This window comes from Sorangium sp. KYC3313 (genome assembly GCF_052075895.1).
Taxonomy (GTDB): domain Bacteria; phylum Myxococcota_A; class Polyangia; order Polyangiales; family Polyangiaceae; genus Sorangium; species Sorangium cellulosum_B.
This window is the reverse complement of sequence record NZ_CP197255.1, coordinates 4192732-4209776: the sequence shown is the minus strand read 5'-3', so window position 1 is coordinate 4209776 and position 17045 is coordinate 4192732. Positions and strand designations below refer to the sequence as shown.

Genomic DNA, 17045 nt, shown 5'->3' with positions numbered 1-17045 from the left:
GTTCCTGATAACCGTGGATCGGCGCCGCGCGCTCGCCTCGCACGCCGCGGGGCGTCGCGTGTGCGCGCGGCGGACAGCGGCCGGTACCGGCCTGCGCGCGTACGCGTCGATATCGACGCGACGGCCCCCTTCCCGGCTCAGGGCGTGATCAGGACATTCGACAGATCATCGACGATCCTGCCGACATCGCCGCCGTCGAGATTGACGAGCACGGTGATAGAAGCATCCTTGTCGACCGCGTAATAAGACGACGACGTGAAGCCCCAGATACCGCCGTCGTGACCGACCTGGACGCCGAGCGGAGATTCCCGGCGCGACAGCCCGAGGCCGTACCCGGTGACCTCGCCGAGGGGCGCGTCGACCCACGCGGTCATCTCTTCGATCTCGGCGGGGCCGAGCAGCGTGCCGTCGAGCACCTTGCGGTAGAAGCGCGTGAGGTCGCCCGTGGTCGAGACCAGCGCGCCCGCCGCGCCGGCCGCGGACGCGTCGATCGCGGAGGTCATCTCGACGAGCTCCCCTCGGCTCCGCCCGTAACCGTGCACGAGGCCGGGCAGGGCCTCCTCGGCGCCGTCGAGGTAGGTGTGCGCGAGCCCCGCCGGCTCGAGGACGCGAGCGCGGAGCAGCTCGCCGATGGGCTCTCCCGAGGCCGCTTCGACGATCAGGCCGGCGATGATGTAGTTCGTGTTGGAGTAGGCGAAGCCGCGCCCTGGCTCGAAATACGGCGGCTTCGACGCCGCGAGCTCGATGAGCTCCGCGGGTGTCCACGTGCGCGTCGGGTCGTCGAAGGCCGCCGTCCAGAACTCGTCGAGCGCCGTGTAGTCGACGACGCCGCTCGTGTGGTTCAGGATCTGTCGCACGGAGATCTGCTCTCCGCGGGGGACACCGCCGACGTACGCCGAGACGGCGTCGTCGAGCGACAGCCGGCCTTCCGCGCGGAGCATCAGCGCCAGCGTGGCGACGAAGGTCTTCGTGATGCTCCCTGCGCGGAAGAGATCGCCGGGCTGAATGGCCACGTCGGCCTCGGTGTCCGCGACCCCCGCGGCGCCGAGCCAGCTGCACCCGCCGAGATGCACGGCGGCGGCCGCGCCGGGGAGCCGCTGCGCTTCCACGGCCGCGTCGAGCGCACTCTGGAGCTCGACCGAGAGCTCGTCACAGCCGGCGCGCGGCGCAGGGTCTGAGCCTCCAGGTCCAGCGGCGGCGCTCCCGACTCCGACGCTCCCACGGCCCTCGTCGTCCGTGGTGGCCACCATGTCGAGCGGAGCGGGCGTGGAGCTCGTGCACCCCGCGAGCAGGACAACGCCAGTACAAGAACAGAAGAAAGCGGTCGGCCGAAGAACACGGCTCATCAATCGGGTCTCCATGGCTTCGCCGTGAGGTCCATTGCTGCGCTCCGCCGCGCCGCTCCCGATCTCCAGGGGCGCCCCGCGAAGGACGGGCATCAAGAAGCGACGGGTCCGACCGTGTCAACCGGCCCGCAAGGACGCGAGCGCTCTCGCTCACGCAGGGCGTCGATAATGCAGCTTATCGCGTGAGTCGGCAGACAGGCCGTTCTCACGAATCACGCGCGACGGCGAGCGCCCGCAGCAGGGTGATCACGGCGATCGAGTGGCTGATCCGGCCGTCCTGCATCGCCGCCCTCACATCGTCTGCGCTCATCACGACCGGTTCGGTGCTCTCGTGCTCGTCGCCCTCGGGCTCGCCGACCCGCCGCGCGCCGCGCGCCAGGTAGAGGAAGCAGCGGTTCGCCTGGAGCGCAGGATTCGGGTGCACCCACCCGAGCGTCTCGAGCGACTCCACGGCATACCCCGTCTCCTCCAGGAGCTCGCGCGGCGCGGCGGCCGCCGGCTCTTCCCCTGGATCGACGAGGCCGCCAGCCGTCTCGATGGTCACCGCGTCGACCCCGTGCCGGTACTGCCGCACCAGGACGAACTGACCTTCATCCGTGATCGCGGCCACCGAGATCCAGTCGGCGAGCTCCAGCGTGAAGGCGGGATAAGACGCGCCCGCGGCCATGATTTCATGGCGATGGATCGCGAGCGGACCGAACGTACCGGCGAGCGCCGAGGCGTGCCGGCGAGGAATCGTGATACCCATCCCGCCTCACTACTACGGCGTGCCTCTCGCCGCCTTCTCCGTCACCGCTCCTGTCTTCTCCGGCACCGCTCCTGTCTTCTCCGGCACCGCTCCCGCCTTCTCCGGCGTCGTGCTCGCCGTCTCCGACGCTCCCACCTTCTCCTGCGTCGCGCTCGCCGTCTCCGACGCTCCCGCCTTCTCCGGCGTCGCGCTCGCCTTCTCCGGCGCCGCGCTCGCCGCCGTCTCCGGCGCCGCGCTCACCTTGTCCGACGCAGGGCCCGCCATCTTCTCCGGCGCCGCGCTCGCGGACTTCTCCTTCTCGCCGCGCTCCCGCCGGAGCACCTCCTCCGCGTCCTCGCCGGGCATCCGCTCGGTCGCCCCTCGCCCTTCGTCCTGCGGCGGCGGCCACGCGGTCACATAGCGGGGTGCCTCGCCGGGTCCGGACGCATCGATCCACGAGACGCTCCCCGTCCCTGGCGCGCGCACGTCGACGTGCACGAACGAGCTGTTCGGATAGTACCCGCAGCCCGTGTCGGCGAGCGCGCGGCAGGCGGCTGCGAGCTCGTCGTTCCGCACCCCGGCGATACGCAGATCGAGCGCCCGGCCCGTCTGGTGCAGGCTGCCCTGGCTCTGCGGCCGGTACCCGCTCACGAGCGACACGAGCCGGCCCGGGTACCGCCGCGCCAGCGCGTCGATGCGGGAGAGCAGCCCGGGGTCGAGCAGCCGCACCCCGGGCGCGATCTCCCCTGCCTGCGCCCCGCTCGCCCTGCCCCCGGCGGCGCGCGGCGCATCGCCGGCGCGCCGCCCCTTGCGGCTCGCCGCTTCTGGCTTCCGCGCGGGCGCGCCCTCGTCGGACAGGATCGGCCGCGGCGTGCCCCACGGGCGCGCAAGCAAGGAGAGGGCACGCCGGGCCTCCTCGCGCGGCTTCCCCTTGCAGTCGACCAGCTCGAGGCGCTCGGGCTCCAGCCCGCTGCGATCCATCGAGAGCACCGGTCCGTGGCACGGCTTCGGAGGCGCCTCCCGCTCCACCCCCTTCTTCGCCCCGCGCCGCTTGCTCTCGGCCGTGCGCGCCGCCCGCCTCTTCTCCTTCTTCCTCTCGCCGCCCGCCTTCTTCTTGGCGACCCCCTTTTTCCCGCCGCCCGCCTTCGCCGAGCCGCCCGCGTTTTCCTCCGCGGCTGCAGCCGCGTGCGGCGCCTCCCTGCGGGTACGGGCCTTCCCCTTCCGGTTCCGGCCCCCCGCCCCGCTCGTCTTCTCGTCACCGGTCGCCGCCGCGGCGCTCTTCGCGCGACGATCGGGCGAGCTCTCCCGCGTCTTCGTTCGCGGAGCTTGCTCCACGCCTGCGGGGCTCGCCGGCGCCCGATCCCGACGGGTTTGCTCGCTCTTCTCTTCCCTCGATTCCCCGGACCTCCCGGCAGCGGCGTGCGCCCTGGGCAGCGGCTCCGCGCAGACGGGCCCCGCCAGGATCGCCGGCACCGCGATGCTCACCAGCACCGAGAGCGCGGCCGCGCGAGCACGCCTCAGGCGCGCACGCGGCTCTCCCCTGCGCACAGCTCCCCCTGCGTCCCGCGGCGCCGCGCCTTCACTGCTCACGGATCGAAGGCTCATCATGGAAAGCTCCAGTCGGGTCGGGTGCGAGTGCCATCCGTCAAGGAGCGGATCTCCCAGACACGGCGTCGCCGCCCGTCCGCAGGATGTGGGATTGGGAAGGGCAGTCAGCGGTCCGCTTCTTGAATCGACCTGGGACGAGACCGGCAACCTCGAAACAGCGTCTCCGAGACGCCCCTCGCGGAAGCTCGCAAGCTCGGAAGGCAACCTCCGAAGGGAGACTTGGAAGGCAAGCTCAGAAGGGACCGAACCCTGAGGACAGGAATGGCATGAAGTGCGGAGGGCAGCCCAATTTTCTGCGGCGCTGACCAAAGGCTGTGGTAGGAACCCAGCTGCCTCGCGACCGCGGTCGGGTCGTGAGCGCGGCTCCGGGGTGCATGGGGGCAGAGCCCCTCGTCACGCGGTCCGCGGTCAGGTATCGCCTGGCGCACCATGCACTGCGGCGTGGCCCTACCTTCACGATCAACGCAGCCAGCGTGATCAGCGCGGAGATAGGCGTCGCGTCCCTTGCGCAACATCGTCCGGGCCATCGCGGATCGCGGGGGAAGCGCCCGGCCCAACACGCACCAGCCTCATTCACCACAACATCGATGCAAGCGGGGCGCCACACGCGGGATGCGGAAGCCGAACCTGGTGGCGCGTCCATGATCGCTCCGAGGTCACCAGGGGCACGACATGCGGCGAATTCGTAGAGACGCAACCAAGGTCTGGCACAATCCCGAGCTCCACACGGCCTATGGCCGTGGTCAGCCGAACAGCGCGGGGCTGCCGCGTCCGACGCAGAGCGGCGAGGACCGGCGGGCAGCCAAGCAACACCGCGCCGCGCTCGAGGCGCTGTTCTCTCCGCGCAAGGAGCCGGAGGCAGAGGACAGCAAGGGCGGGCGCGTCAAGTCCGGACGCGACGCCGCGTCCAAGGCGCCGGGGCGCATCGTCCTCGCGCCGCCTCCGCAGAGCGACCCGAAGGCCATCGAGCGCCAGCGGCTCCTGTCGAAGCTGCTCTGCGCGTCGGGCCGGCCCAACATCTCCAAGGCCGCGAACGAGTTCCTCCGCGCCGGCCACACCTTCCCCGCGGAGCAGGACGTGTACCTGCAGCTGCTCGAGCACAGCGACGAGCAGCGCATCCAGGAGGCGATCGACGAGCTCGCGGGCATCCTCGTCGGCGAGCTGCCGAAGCGGCGCGCCGTGCTCGAGTCGCGGCTCCGCCGCATCGAGGAGTTCGCGGAGGAGCCCGCGACGCGCGAGGCCGCCGAGCGGCTGCGCCGCCAGGTGAGCGGCAGGCCCGAGGCCCCGGCCGCGGACGGCGCGCCCCGGCGCGGCGCGGGCGGCGACATCTCCGAAGCGAGCGGCGAGGCGGAATGACGCGCGCGGAATTCGAGGCCGAGCTCCGCAAGCTGATCCAGACGTTCGAGACGGGCACCGGCAACGAGCGGTGCGTCGCGTGCGTGTCGTGCGAGCGCTGCGTCGACTGCACGTTCTGCCGCAACTCGAAGGCGCTGCAGCGGTGCCACTACTGCGTCGACACCCAGCGCTCCTCGGACAGCACGCACTGCCGCGGCTGCCGCGATCTCATCGCGTGCAGCCACTGCGTCGCGTCCGAGCGGTGCACGCAGTCGTCGTACCTCGTGCGCTCGGTCGACTGCACCGGCTGCACCTACTGCTTCGGCTGCGTGGGGCTCGTCCGGAAGGACTTCCACATCCTCAACCAGCCGTACGATCGCGGCACCTACTTCAAGCTCACGGCCAAGCTGATGCGCGAGCTCGGGCTGAGCGCGGGCACCGGGGCGGAGCCCGCCGCCGCGCCGAGTCGAAGCGCGGCCGCGCAGCGCTAGCGATGCGCGCGGTCGTTCAACGCGCGCTCGGCGCGCGCGTCGAGGTCGGAGGCCAGGTGGTCGGCGCGATCGAGCGCGGCCTCGTGGCCTTCGTCGGCGCCGCGAAGGACGACGCCGACGCCGACGCCGACCACGTCGCGAGCAAGATCGCGGGCCTCCGCGTGTTCAGCGACGACGCCGGCAAGATGTCGCGGGCGCTCGCGGACGTGCGCGGCGGCGGCGTGCTCGCGATCAGCCAGTTCACGCTCTTCGGGGACGTCCGGCGCGGCCTGAGGCCGAGCTTCGACGGCGCCATGGAGCCCGTGCGCGCCGAGGCGCTGTACGATCGCTTCGTGGCCGCCTTGCGGGCCCGCGGCCTCGCGGTGGCCACGGGCCGCTTCCGCGCCGACATGCGCGTGTTCGTCGAGAACGACGGCCCGGTCACCATCCTCATCGATTCGAAGCGGACGTTCTGAGGGATCGGCCGCGATCGGCGGCGACGGCCCCCTTCTCTCCGAGCGCCGCGCAGGCTACGGGAGAGCCATGCGGGTCACCATCGTGGGCGCGGGGGCGCTCGGGCGGGTCTACGGCGTGCGCCTCGCCGCCCAGGGAGACGACGTCACGTTCGTGGTCCGGCCCGAGCGCGCCGGCGACGTACGGCCGTTCGTGGTCGAGCAGGTGAACGGCGCCGATCGGCGCGACACGCTCGATCGCCCGCGCCTCGCGACCGAGATCCCGGCCGACGCGGACGTCGTCCTGATCACCGTGCGCTTCGATCAGCTCGTCCCGCGCGCTGACCTCGGCGGCGCCGCGCAGCGCGCGGCGGGCGGCAGGTCGGTGGCGGATCTGCTCCGCGGCGCCCCCCCGGCCGCGCCCGCCGTGGTGCTCACGCCGCTCCTGCCAAGGCAGCGCGCCGACCTCGAGGAGGCCGCCCAGCGCCGCATCACCCCCGCGATGCCGGGCGTCTCGGGCTACCTCGACGAGCGCGGCGTGGTCCGCGCCTGGATCACCGAGCTCGCGCCCACGCTCATCGACGAAGAGGGAGGCGCCCCCGCGGAGCGACCGCCGCTCGAGGAGCTCGCGCGCCGCCTCACGAGCGCCGGTGTCCCGGCGCGGCTCGAGCCCGACGTGGGCGCGCAGAACGTGGCCACCACGACCGCGTTCTTCCCGCTCATCGTCGCCATCGACGCGGGCGGCGGGGCGAGCGCCCTCCTCGAGAACGACGGCGTGCTCCGCACCGTGATCGAGGCCACGAGGGAGTCCGTGGCGCTCGCGGACCGGCTGGGCAAGGTGGCCCCGTGGACGAAGCTCCTCCTCCGGTGCATCGGGCCGCTCACGCTGAAGCCGGGCATCGCGCTCGTGCGCCTGCTGGCCCCGGAGTTCTTGCGGTTCCTCGACGTGCATTTCGGCCCCAAGCTCCACGCGCAGCACCTCGCGATGGGCGCCGCCGTCCTCGAGATGGGCCGAGAGCGCGGCGTGAGCATGCCGGCGCTCGAGCGGCTGCTCGCGCACCTCGGCGGCCGCCCACGGGCGCGCTGAGCCGCGGCTTCCCGCGCGCGGCTTGGCGCGTCGCTGCGTCAGCGCGCGCGCGCGGCCGCGAGCTGCGCCGCGAGCGCGATCGCCTCGCGCATGCCGCGCGGGTCGGCGCGCCCCGTTCCCGCGAGATCGTACGCGGTGCCATGGTCGACGCTCGTGCGCACGATCGGCAGGCCGAGCGTGACGTTCACGGCCTCGCCGAAGCCCAGGAGCTTGCTCGGGATCGTCGCCTGGTCGTGGTACATGGCGACGACCCCGTCGAGCGCGCCGCGCGCCGCGAGCCGGAACGCCGTCTCCGCGCCGACGGGCCCGGTCAGCTCCGCCGCCGGGCCCGAGCGCGAAAGCCGCCGCGCCGCGAGGCGGATCCCCGGCGTGATCCGCACCTGCTCTTCGTCGCCGAGGAGCCCGCCTTCGCCTGCGTGCGGGTTGAGCGCGGCCACGGCCACGCGCGGCCTCTCGCGGCCGAGATCGCCGAGCAGCCGCGCGAGCCACACCGCGGCGCGCGCCACCTCGCGCGGGCTCACCGCCTCCGGCACCTCGCGCAGCGGCAGGTGGGTCGTCACGAGGGCGGTCACGAGCTTGCCCGAGGCGAAGGCCATCGTGACCTCGCGCGCGCGGAGCCGCCGGCCCAGGTGCTCGGTGTGCCCGAGGAAGTCCGCGGACCCCGGCGCGCCGCTCGTGGCGATCGCGTGCTTCGACGCGGGCCCCGTGACCAGTGCCGCAGCGACGCCTTCGCGGACCAGATCCGTCGCCGCGTCGATCCACGCGAGCTGCGCCGCGCCGTCCTCGGCCTCGGGCCGGCCGAACGCGCTCGGCCGCGAGAGCCGCGCGCTGCCCGCCCAGAGCCCGATCGCGCCGGGCGCGAGCTCCTCGATGGCGGCGCGCCCATCGACGACGACGAGCCGCCGGGCCGCGACCCGGACGAGCCTCGCTGCCCGCCGGATGATCGCCTCATCGCCGACGAGCACGCAGCGCGCGCCCTCGACGGACGCCGCGCCGGCCACGGCCACCTCGGGGCCCACCCCGCTGGGGCACCCGACGCTGATCGCGACGATCGGCGGCCCGGCGGGGCGCGAGCGACCGCCGCCGCGCGCCGCACCGGCGGCGGTCGCTCGCGCGCCGCCGCGGCGAACCGGCGGCGTCATCGGGTGATGCGCCGCTCGCGCCCGGGCGGCGCGGCGTCACTCGCCGAGGGCGCCGCTCGCCGCTTGGCTTGCGCGTCCTCCTCCTCGTCGCCCTCGTCCTCGTCGCCTTCGTCGTCGCTGTCCTCGTCCTCGTCCTCGTCCTCGTCGCGCAGCTCCCCGCGCTCGTCGCCCTGGGCCTCCTCGCCGGCCCCGCTCCGCTGGAGCGCCCTGCTCGCATCGCCGCCCTCGGGACCACCGGCGCCGGGGCTCGGCGACTCGAGGCGGTACCCGGCCCCGCGCAGCGTGACGAGCGGCAGCGCCGCGCCGAGCTTCGCCCTGAGACGCCTCACGTGGATGTCGACGGTCCGCGCGCCGCCCTCGTACTGGCTGCCCCAGACACGGCGGAGAAGCTCTGTCCGCGACACAACTTTTCCGCGGCGCTCGCACACGTACGAGAGCAGCGCGAACTCCTTCGCGGTGAGCGGCACGTGCATGCCGCCGACCGAGACGTCGTGGGCCGCGCGATCGATGACGATCGCGCCCACCTTCACCCGCTCCTCGGTCGCGAACTCGCTGCGGCGCCACTCGACGAGGCGCACGCGCGCGTAGAGCTCGGCCGGCACGTACGGCACGAGCAGGAAGTCGTCGAAGCCGCTGGACGGCTCGATCCGCGCGATCTGCGCGACGCTCACGGCGACCAGCGCGCCGACCTCCTCGAGGCGCGGCTCGCGGCGCAGCGCGCGCAGCGCCGCGGCGGCCAGGTCCGGCCTGTCGAGCGCCTCGACGACGATCGCCCGCGCCTTGCTCTCGTCGTCGTGGAAGAGCCGCGGGGGATCGTCCCAGAGATCCAGGGTTCGCACGTCAGCGCCCAGCGAGCGCAAGACCGATGCGGCACCCTCGTCGCGCTCCAGATCCGGTCCGTGTCCAACGATGGCTATGAACGAGCGACGCGCCATGAACGCCCCGTATACGGGTGTCACGACGGGCCGGCAAGACGCACCGCGCTAAACCCACCAACACCGCTGCGGGGCTTACCTTCCGCCTGACGTTCCAGTCTTGAAAATCAGCCGATCCGCGTTCCGCCGACCGTGATGAGATCGATCTTGATTGTGGGGCAGCCCACACCCACGGGGACGCTCTGTCCGTCCTTGCCGCACGTCCAGATGCCGTCGGAGACGGCGACGTCGTGGCCGAGCATGGTGACGCGCCGGAGCACCTCGGGGCCGTTGCCGATGAGGTTCACGCCCTTGAGGGGCGCGGTCAGCTTGCCGTCCTCGATGAGGTAGCTCTCGGTCAGCGAGAACACGAAATCGCCGTTCGAGATGTCGACCTGGCCGCCGCCGAACTTCTTCGCGAAGACGCCTCGCTTCACGGACCTCACGATCTCCTCGGGATCATGGGGGCCCGCGAGCAGGATGGTGTTCGTCATCCTGGGCATCGGCGCGGCGGCGAAGCTCTCGCGCCGCCCGTTGCCGGTCGGCGTGAGCCCGAAGTGCCGGGCCGAGAGCCGGTCGTGCATGTACCCGACGAGCTTGCCGTTCTCGATAAGCGTGCTGCGCTCGGGCTCGTGGCCCTCGTCGTCCACGTTGATCGTGCCGCGCGACTGGAGGAGCGTCGCGTCGTCCACCACGGTGCAGAGCGGGCTCGCGACGTCCTTGCCGATCTGACCCGCGTAGTTGCTGGTCCCCTTGCGGTTGAAGTCCGCCTCGAGCCCGTGCCCCACCGCCTCGTGGAGCAGGATGCCGCTGTCGCCCGGGGCGAGCACGACGTTCATCTCGCCGGCGGGCGCGTCGCGGGCGTCGAGCATCGCGACCGCCTGCCGCGCGGCCTCCTCGGCGTGCCACTCCGGCGACTTGCCCTCGAAGTAGGCCGTCGTCATGCGCCCGCCGCCGCCGCTCGAGCCTTCCTGGCGCTTTCCGCTGCGCTCGGCGAGCGCCCGCACGCCGAAGCGGATGAGCGGCTGGACGTCGTGCGCCATCCGCCCGTCGCTCGTGGCCACGAGGACCTCGCGCACCTCCTCGACGAAGCTCGCCTCCGCCTTGACGATGCTGGGATCGTAGGCGAGCGCCGCGGCGCTCGCGCGCTCGAGCAGCGCGCGCTTCGCGAGCCCGGGGGCGTCGAGCGAGATGCTGGGCAGCTCGTAGCGGGTCGGCAGCTCGCGGCGCCTGAGCTCGATCTTCTCCTTGCCGCCCGAGCCCGTCGCGATCTGCGCCGCCGTCTCGGCCGCGCGGCGCATCGCCTCCCAGGTGAGGTCCTCCGTGTACGCGTACCCGGTCGCGTCGCCTCGCTGGACGCGGACGCCGACCCCCATCGACACCCCGCGCGAGGCCGCCTTGAGGATCCCTTCGTCGAAGGTGAACCCGCCTCCGGCGCGGTACTCGAAGAAGAGGTCAGCGTAATCACCACCCTTGGACAGGGCGACCGAGAGGAGCCGCTCGCAAAGCGCGGCATCGACGGCATTTTCCTCTCCAGGAGCGAACGGGGCACGGTAGGCCTGGCTGCGCGACATGGTGCCCAACTCTAGGTCCATTCGCCGTGACGGTCGAGAAACGGCGGCGCTCCGGAGCGCCCTCCCGCCGGCGCCCGCGCTCGCCCCCGGCGACGGCCGAGCTCGCGACCTACCCCCTGCCCTTTCATCCGGCGCGGCGCGCGTACATCGCCGGCGCGGCGCGCGTACATCACCCGCGCGCGATGGGTACCAGGCGTACCAGGCGTACCAGGCGTACCAGGCGTACCAGGCGTACCAGGCGCATCCGGCGATCGCGGGGTCGCGCGACCTCCAGCGAAGCGGCCGCGGGTCGGCGGGTCGTAGAAGATCGCACGAAATGTGCAACAAGGCCGCTCGACTGCTAGGCTTAACGCTGTCTTCGCGGGAATGGCGGCGCTCGCCACCTTCCCCGCGATCTTCGCGAATCCCCGGCCGTTCAGCGCGTTCCTACAGGGTAGGGCGCGCTCTTCGACGCGCCTCGACCGGACCGCCCGCGTCCGACCGGGGCGGGGGCTCGCGGCCACCGCGCCAGGCGGTCGCCGCGTCGTCAGACAGGGCCCCCGGGGGGCCGCACACTGCAAACAAGCACCTTCGCGGTAGCTTCCGGAACTTCCGGTGCCGCGCGCTTGTACGTGGTGGCGGGATTGGCTAGGTGTTTTTTAGGCGAGGTGAGGGATGCCGGCGAGGCGCCCGAGCAACGCCTCGCTGCCCTCAGCAGGAGATTCCCATCGCCGTGGCGGTCGATCGCGACAAGGTACTCCAGACCGCGCAGAAGCTTGTCGAGCGGAAGCGCTTCGACAAGGCCATCGCCGAGTACCAGAAGCTGGTCGCAGACGATCCGAAGGACGTCCGCACGCTGCTCAAGATCGGCGACCTCTACCTGAAGACGGAGGAGTACGTCGAGGCGATCACCACCTACGAGCGCGTCGGCCAGTTCTACTCCCTCCAGGGCTTCGCGCTCAAGGCGATCGCCGTTTACAAGCAGATCCGCGAGATCATCCACAAGCACGTCCCGCAGTACGAGGATCGCTTCGGCCACATCGTCCCGCGCCTCGCGGAGATCTACACGCAGCTCGGGCTCACGAGCGACGCGCTCGCCGCCTACGACGAGGTCGCGACGCGCCTGCTCCGCGCGGGGCGCGACCGCGACGCGATCGACATCTTCAAGCGGGTCGTCGACCTCGACCCGAACAACCCCCTCGCCTATCTCCGCCTCGCGGAGGCGCTGATCCGGGTCCGCGACTACGACGCCGCGATCCAGCGCTTCGGGACGGCGGCCGAGCTCCTGCTCAAGCTCGGGCGGCGCGACGACGCGCTGAAGGTGGTCGAGCGCCTGCTGCAGCACCGCCCCGACGCCCGATTCGCCCGCATGGCCGCCGAGATCTACCTCGACCGCGGCGACCCGAGCGACGGGATGTCGGCCCTGACCAAGCTCCAGATCGCGTTCAAGGAGAACCCGAAGGACCTGGAGACGCTCGCGCTCCTCGCCCGCGCCTTCGACCTGCTCGGGCAGCCGGCCAAGGCGATCGAGGTGCAGAAGGAGTCGGCGCGCATCGCCAAGGAGGCCGGGCGGGTCGACCAGTTCACCGCGCTCGTCTCGGCCCTGATCACGCGCGCCCCGAACGACGAGGGCGTGCGCCAGCTCGCCTCCCAGATCGCGCCCTCGTCGAGGAACACGCGCGCGTCGATCGACGTCGAGCTCGAGGAGGAGGAGGACGAGGAGGCGGAGGAGCTCGACGTCGAGGACGACGAGCCCGCGTCCGCGGTGCCGATCCCGCTCCGCGCGTCGCAGCCCTCGACGTCGCCGATCGCGAGCCCGAGGCAGCTCGTCGCGCACGCCGAGAGCCTCCGGCGCGACCGGCAGTACGACAAGGCGATCGCCCTCCTCCAGGGCGGCGTCGCCCGGCTGCCGGCCGCTCGAGAGCTGCGCGAGAAGCTCTGCGATGTCCTGATCGAGGCGGGCGACCAGGACGCCGCCGTCGAGCAGATGCTCGCGTTCGCGCAGCAGCTGGCCAGCGAGGACGCCGTCGACGACGCGGCGAGGCTCCTCGACGAGGTGCTGCTCCTCGATCCCGGCAACGCCCAGGCCACGGAGATGCTCAACCTGCTCGGCTACGCCGTGCCGCAGGAGGAGGAGCTCGCGGAGGAAGACACCGCCGGGCCGGAAGCCTCACCGACGGCCGGTGAGAACGACGCCTATGCGTCCGAGGTGCCGAGCCAGGACCTCTACGACCCCGACGCGCCGCTGCCCGCGTACACCCTCGATGAAGACGGCGTCGTCGAGGCGCTCCCCCGGCGGCCCGAGCTCGTCACGCACCTCGACGATCCATTCGCGAACGAGCCGCCGCTGCCGAGCTTCCCGATCGAGGACGTCGAGGAGCTCGAGGAGGTCGAGGAGCTCGAGGCCATCGACGACGAGGAGGAGGAGACGGCGTCGGTCAACCCGAGCCGCGCGCCCGAGCACCCCCTCGCCGTCGCTGCGTCCCAGGCTCCGCCCCCGGCGTCGTCGATACCTCCCCCTCCCGTGCTCGCCGCGCCGCCGCCGGCCCTGTACAGCCCGGTGTCGGGCCGACCGGCGTCGGTCCGGCCGGTGTCGGGCCGCTCCGTGCCGCCGGGCTCCTTGCGGCGCGCGGACGCGCTCGACGAGGACGCGCTCGAGGAGGTCGAGTTCTTCGCGCAGCACGGGATGTTCGACGAGGCGCGGAACATCCTCGAGGAGCAGCTGGCGCGGCTGCCGAACCACCCGCTCCTGATGGAACGGCTGCGCGAGGTCACGGAGCTGGCCTCGGACGCGCGGGTGGTGGTGCGGGCGGCGACCGACAACGAGAGCGGCACCCGGGCCGTCCCGCGCGGCAGCGAGCGGCCGGACGAGGATCGCGCGTTCGACATCGCCGAGTCGCTCAAGATGATCGACGAGCTCGAGGTCGTGCCGGGCTCGGTGACGGGCGTCCAGGACGATCCTCGGCAGATCAGCGTCGAGAGCGTCTTCGAGCAGTTCAAGGCGGGCGTCGCGGCGCAGATCTCCGAGTCCGACGCGTCGACGCACTACGATCTCGGCGTCGCCTACAAGGAGATGGGCCTCTACGCCGACGCCATCGGCGAGTTCGAGCTCGCCTCCCGCGACCCCGGGCGAGAGTGCGTCTGCCAATCGATGATCGGCGTCACCCACCTCCAGATGGGCAACATCGAGGCAGGCATCGACGCGCTCATCCGCGGGCTGCACGCCTCGCACAAGACGGTCGAGCAGGAGCTCGCGCTGACCTACGAGATCGCGAACGCCTACGAGATGCGCGGCGTCCCCGAGCAGGCGCTCTACTACTTCCAGCGCGTCGCCAGGATGAGCCCGAGCTACAGCGACCCGCGCGGCAGCGTGGCGGAGCGGCTGCGCCGCATCGACGTCCCGAAGCCGGCCGCGCGCGCCGTCGGCGCCGAGATGATCGCCGACGAGTTCGACGCCGCCTTCGACGACATGCTCCCGAGCGGCAAGCTGCCCTGAACACCGCCCGCGCGCGGTCGCGCGGGTGCGCCCTGGAACCGCCAGAAATTGGGCCACGGCGGGCGCTCTCCGGTACCGGACGAGCATGAACCGACCGCTCCTCCTCGCCGCCCTCACCTCGGTCCTGGCTGCCGGCTGCGGCGCCGGGATCGAGACGAACGCTCGCTCCGGTCGCCCGCAGGACGCCTCCGCCAAGGTGGCGGCGCAAGCGCGGCGCGAGGTCCCGCAGCGCGCGAAGGGCCCGGGCGAGCGCGGCCTGATCGCCGAGCAGGCGCCGGGCGCGCGCAAGCCCGGCGATTATGTGGCCTACCGGTTCTCGGGCAGCTTCAGGAAGACGCCGCTGCTCCTCACGCAGCGGGTCGTCGCGCGCGAGGGGGACGTCCTCGTGGTCGACGTGACCCTCGAGGACGGCAAGCAGGCCGAGGCGCTGCGGGTCCGCATGAGCGACGAGCCCAGCAGGCGCGGTGAGATCCTCGGCGCGGCGTGGATCGACGACGGCGCGGAGCGGCCGGCGACCCTCTCGGCCTACGACGCGATGATGGCCAAGACCGCGCTCGCCGCCGACGAGAACGAGGACGTGCTCGGCAGCGAGGCGGTGAACGTCGAGGTCGGCGGCGCCTCCATCCCGTGCCAGCGGACGAGCTTCCGCGTGCGCATCGGCAAGACGAAAGCGACGATGCGCACGCTCCAGAGCGACGACTTCACCTGGGGCGACGTGGGCGGTGAGATCACGGCGGAGGACGGGCGCGTGCTCTACCGCGCCGAGCTGATCGACAGGGGCCACGCCGACATGGATGCGCGCGCGGCCGCCGGCGCAGAGCCCAGCCTGGCGCCCCGACCGGCGACCGTGGCGCGCTCCACCGACGAGGACGAGGCGTACGACGACTACGAAGACTGAGCCGGCAGGGGCGCGTCGCCCTGATTTCCCTTCGCGACGAGGATCTCGATCGAGCGCGCGGCCGCCGCTTTGACCAGGTGGCCCATCTTCGGGTGCTCCGGCTCGAAATCCGGCTCGATCCCCTCGGCGCGCAGCGCCTCCGTGCAGACCGGCCCGATGGACGCCACCACGCCCCGCGCGAGCGCGGCGCGCAGCCGCTCGACGAGCCCCTCCTCGGCCGCCACGAGGAGCGCGTGCTCGACCTGCGCGCGGCTCGTGAAGAGCGTGATCGCCGCGCCGCCGTCCGCCATGAGGCGGAGCGCCTGCCGGAGCGGCGCCGTGTCCTCCGGGAGCGCCCAGCGGTACACCGGCACCGGCGTGACCTGCGCGCCGGCCGCCGCAAGGCTCGCGTAGAGCTCGTGGCTCGGCGCGCCGTGCTCCTGGACGGCGACGCGCTTTCCGCGCAGGTCGCCGAGCGCGCTGACGGCCTCGACGATCTCTCGCCACGTGTTCGGCTCCCGGACGGTGGTGAAGCGGGTCAGGCCCAGCTCGCGCAGCGCCGCGGCCGGCTTGGGGCCGCGCACGACGATCTGCACGGACGAGAGCGCCGCCGCCAGGAGAGATACGCCCTGGGCGTCCGCGCCACCGTCGCCATCGGACGCCCCGCCGCCCTGGTTCGGCTCGAGCGCAGGCGCCGCCTCGGCCACGAGCGCCCGGGTCCCGACGCCGGTCATCAGGATCACGAGGTCGAACTCGGCGCCCGCGAGGCGCCGCGCGAAGTCGAGGGCGCGCTCGTTCCTGTCGATGGGCACCTCGCGGAGCGTGGGCGCCGTGACGGGCACGCCGCCATACCGCTGGATCAGCGAGGCCATCTCGGAGGCGCGGCGGCTCTCGAAGCAGATGACGCGGCGCCCGGCGAAGTCAGACGGCGCGGGCGGAGAAGGACGGTCGTTGCGTGGGTGGGTGGGCGTGCTCACCCGCGCAGCATAGCCCGGGTCCGGCGCGGGCGGGTTTCGGGCGGTGGACCAGTTTGCTAAGCTCCTCCGTGTGAGCCATCCGATGAGCAACGAGGCTTCCGGGGTCCAGGGGAGCGGGCTCTCGCGTGCGACGTCGGAGAACGACGTCGGCCCTGATCCCGTCATCGGCGCGGGCATCGCGCTGCTCGGCATCTTCTTGATGGGGGTGGGGGGCGCGCAGGGCGCGCACTACCTCTTCAACTTCGGCGTGCTCGTGGCGGTGCTCGGGGCCGTCCTGTTCGTCCTGTTCGTGGCGCTCACGGCGCTGAAGCAGCGACGGGCGCTCGGCCTCGCGAGCCGCGCTCCGAGCCCCGAGGGCAGCGCCGAGCAGCGCGACGCGCGCGACTGATCGAGCGCGACGGAACAGACGGAGCAGACGAGCGCGCTTGCGCCCGGCTCACGCCGGGGGCTCGCCGCCGGGATCGCTCCGGTCGTCCGGCGGCGCCAGGGAGCCCGCCTGATGGACGGCCTCGACGGCGAGGTCGGGCTCGATGTCGGTGAGCGAGACGCCGAGCTCCTCGGCGATGCGCTCGATCTCGGCCCGCTCGGCCGGCGTGGGCGCGCCGTCCGCCGCCGCGAGCCGGATCAAGAGGCGCACGACCTCCACCCGCTCGCTCGCGTTGCAGAGCGCCTTGAGCTCGCGGTAACAGCGGTCGACCTCGCCCTCCTGGAGCGCGGGCAGCTTGCCCTGGAGGGCGTTGAACACCGCCTCGACGCCGCTCGGCGCGAGCCCGTCGACGTGCGTGAGCAGCTCGCGGAGCAGCTCGTCTTCCTTGTCGGAGAAGCGGCCGTCGACGCAGGCGACCTTGCCGAGCAGGACGATGACGGTGGCGATGTAGCGGAGGACGACCGCCTCGTCGTCCGGGAGCGCCGCGCGGAGCTCCGTCAGGAGGGCGTCGAGGTTCGGGAACGAGCCTCCCTGCTTCAGGCCGAGCCAGGCGAGGAGTCCCACGTGATGAGGCTACCAGATCCTCGCCGGGCAGGGCAGCCCGGCGGAGCATTGCCCTGTACGCCCGTCACCG

Annotated in this window: 15 protein-coding genes; 7 read left to right on the top strand and 8 right to left on the bottom strand. The window is 72.6% G+C overall.

Annotation, left to right across the window (positions count from 1 at the left end; all coding sequences use genetic code 11):
* Positions 1–137: 137 nt before the first annotated feature.
* The 3 genes from ACSRUE_RS16385 to ACSRUE_RS16375 form a co-directional block, all read right to left on the bottom strand.
* Positions 138–1250: a serine hydrolase domain-containing protein gene (locus ACSRUE_RS16385; RefSeq protein ID WP_441291810.1), complete on the bottom strand. Its 1113-nt coding sequence runs from the start codon at positions 1248–1250 to the stop codon at positions 138–140.
* A 301-nt stretch (positions 1251–1551) separates the two neighbouring features.
* Positions 1552–2094, bottom strand: coding sequence for an NUDIX hydrolase (locus ACSRUE_RS16380; RefSeq protein WP_441291809.1), 543 nt, complete (start codon positions 2092–2094; stop codon positions 1552–1554).
* Positions 2095–2106: 12 nt separating this feature from the next.
* Positions 2107–3564, bottom strand: coding sequence for a YcbK family protein (locus ACSRUE_RS16375; RefSeq protein ID WP_441291808.1), 1458 nt, complete (start codon positions 3562–3564; stop codon positions 2107–2109).
* Positions 3565–4353: 789 nt separating this feature from the next.
* Here ACSRUE_RS16375 and ACSRUE_RS16370 point away from each other — a divergent pair.
* From ACSRUE_RS16370 to ACSRUE_RS16355, 4 genes are all read left to right on the top strand, one after another.
* Positions 4354–5037, top strand: coding sequence for a hypothetical protein (locus ACSRUE_RS16370; RefSeq protein ID WP_441291807.1), 684 nt, complete (start codon positions 4354–4356; stop codon positions 5035–5037).
* The gene (locus tag ACSRUE_RS16365; RefSeq protein ID WP_437324313.1) at positions 5034–5507 is read left to right on the top strand and encodes a hypothetical protein; all 474 of its coding nucleotides are present in this window, start codon (positions 5034–5036) and stop codon (positions 5505–5507) included. Before ACSRUE_RS16370 ends, ACSRUE_RS16365 begins: the two co-directional genes overlap by 4 nt.
* 2 nt (positions 5508–5509) lie before the next feature.
* Positions 5510–5962, top strand: a complete 453-nt coding sequence (gene dtd / locus ACSRUE_RS16360; RefSeq protein WP_441291806.1) for a D-aminoacyl-tRNA deacylase — start codon at positions 5510–5512, stop codon at positions 5960–5962.
* A gap of 67 nt (positions 5963–6029) precedes the next feature.
* Positions 6030–7025, top strand: coding sequence for a ketopantoate reductase family protein (locus ACSRUE_RS16355; RefSeq protein WP_441291805.1), 996 nt, complete (start codon positions 6030–6032; stop codon positions 7023–7025).
* Between the two features lie 38 nt (positions 7026–7063).
* Here ACSRUE_RS16355 and pdxA read toward each other — a convergent pair whose 3' ends face one another.
* The 3 genes from pdxA to ACSRUE_RS16340 form a co-directional block, all read right to left on the bottom strand.
* On the bottom strand, positions 7064–8167 hold the full coding sequence (gene pdxA, locus ACSRUE_RS16350; RefSeq protein WP_441291804.1) for a 4-hydroxythreonine-4-phosphate dehydrogenase PdxA: 1104 nt from the start codon (positions 8165–8167) through the stop codon (positions 7064–7066).
* Complete coding sequence (locus tag ACSRUE_RS16345) at positions 8164–9006, bottom strand: winged helix-turn-helix domain-containing protein (protein ID WP_441291803.1); 843 nt, start codon at positions 9004–9006, stop codon at positions 8164–8166. The genes pdxA and ACSRUE_RS16345 overlap by 4 nt, the downstream gene beginning before the upstream one ends.
* 203 nt (positions 9007–9209) lie before the next feature.
* Positions 9210–10655 (bottom strand): TldD/PmbA family protein, encoded by a 1446-nt coding sequence (locus tag ACSRUE_RS16340; protein WP_437294273.1) that lies wholly within the window; start codon positions 10653–10655, stop codon positions 9210–9212.
* Between the two features lie 712 nt (positions 10656–11367).
* On the opposite strand from ACSRUE_RS16340, the gene ACSRUE_RS16335 reads away from it, so the two are divergent.
* Both ACSRUE_RS16335 and ACSRUE_RS16330 read left to right on the top strand, forming a co-directional pair.
* Positions 11368–14130, top strand: coding sequence for a tetratricopeptide repeat protein (locus ACSRUE_RS16335; protein ID WP_441291802.1), 2763 nt, complete (start codon positions 11368–11370; stop codon positions 14128–14130).
* An 85-nt stretch (positions 14131–14215) separates the two neighbouring features.
* Positions 14216–15028, top strand: coding sequence for a hypothetical protein (locus tag ACSRUE_RS16330; protein WP_441291801.1), 813 nt, complete (start codon positions 14216–14218; stop codon positions 15026–15028).
* Here ACSRUE_RS16330 and ACSRUE_RS16325 read toward each other — a convergent pair.
* On the bottom strand, positions 15016–15984 hold the full coding sequence (locus ACSRUE_RS16325) for a uroporphyrinogen-III synthase (protein ID WP_441291800.1): 969 nt from the start codon (positions 15982–15984) through the stop codon (positions 15016–15018). The two genes, ACSRUE_RS16330 and ACSRUE_RS16325, sit on opposite strands and share 13 nt — an antisense overlap.
* 82 nt (positions 15985–16066) lie before the next feature.
* On the opposite strand from ACSRUE_RS16325, the gene ACSRUE_RS16320 reads away from it, so the two are divergent.
* Complete coding sequence (locus tag ACSRUE_RS16320; RefSeq protein WP_044966374.1) at positions 16067–16372, top strand: hypothetical protein; 306 nt, start codon at positions 16067–16069, stop codon at positions 16370–16372.
* A gap of 48 nt (positions 16373–16420) precedes the next feature.
* Here the strand turns inward: ACSRUE_RS16320 and ACSRUE_RS16315 are convergent, their stop codons facing one another.
* Positions 16421–16975: a TerB family tellurite resistance protein gene (locus ACSRUE_RS16315; RefSeq protein ID WP_441291799.1), complete on the bottom strand. Its 555-nt coding sequence runs from the start codon at positions 16973–16975 to the stop codon at positions 16421–16423.
* Between the last annotated feature and the right edge of the window lie 70 nt (positions 16976–17045).

Coding starts and splice junctions, on each gene's coding strand:
- dtd (WP_441291806.1), top strand. CDS start 5,510: ATGCGCGCGGTCGTTCAACGCGCGCTCGGCGCGCGCGTCGAGGTCGGA.
- ACSRUE_RS16365 (WP_437324313.1), top strand. CDS start 5,034: ATGACGCGCGCGGAATTCGAGGCCGAGCTCCGCAAGCTGATCCAGACG.
- ACSRUE_RS16355 (WP_441291805.1), top strand. CDS start 6,030: ATGCGGGTCACCATCGTGGGCGCGGGGGCGCTCGGGCGGGTCTACGGC.
- ACSRUE_RS16340 (WP_437294273.1), bottom strand. CDS start 10,655: ATGTCGCGCAGCCAGGCCTACCGTGCCCCGTTCGCTCCTGGAGAGGAA.
- ACSRUE_RS16380 (WP_441291809.1), bottom strand. CDS start 2,094: ATGGGTATCACGATTCCTCGCCGGCACGCCTCGGCGCTCGCCGGTACG.
- pdxA (WP_441291804.1), bottom strand. CDS start 8,167: ATGACGCCGCCGGTTCGCCGCGGCGGCGCGCGAGCGACCGCCGCCGGT.
- ACSRUE_RS16370 (WP_441291807.1), top strand. CDS start 4,354: ATGCGGCGAATTCGTAGAGACGCAACCAAGGTCTGGCACAATCCCGAG.
- ACSRUE_RS16385 (WP_441291810.1), bottom strand. CDS start 1,250: ATGGTGGCCACCACGGACGACGAGGGCCGTGGGAGCGTCGGAGTCGGG.
- ACSRUE_RS16330 (WP_441291801.1), top strand. CDS start 14,216: ATGAACCGACCGCTCCTCCTCGCCGCCCTCACCTCGGTCCTGGCTGCC.
- ACSRUE_RS16320 (WP_044966374.1), top strand. CDS start 16,067: ATGAGCAACGAGGCTTCCGGGGTCCAGGGGAGCGGGCTCTCGCGTGCG.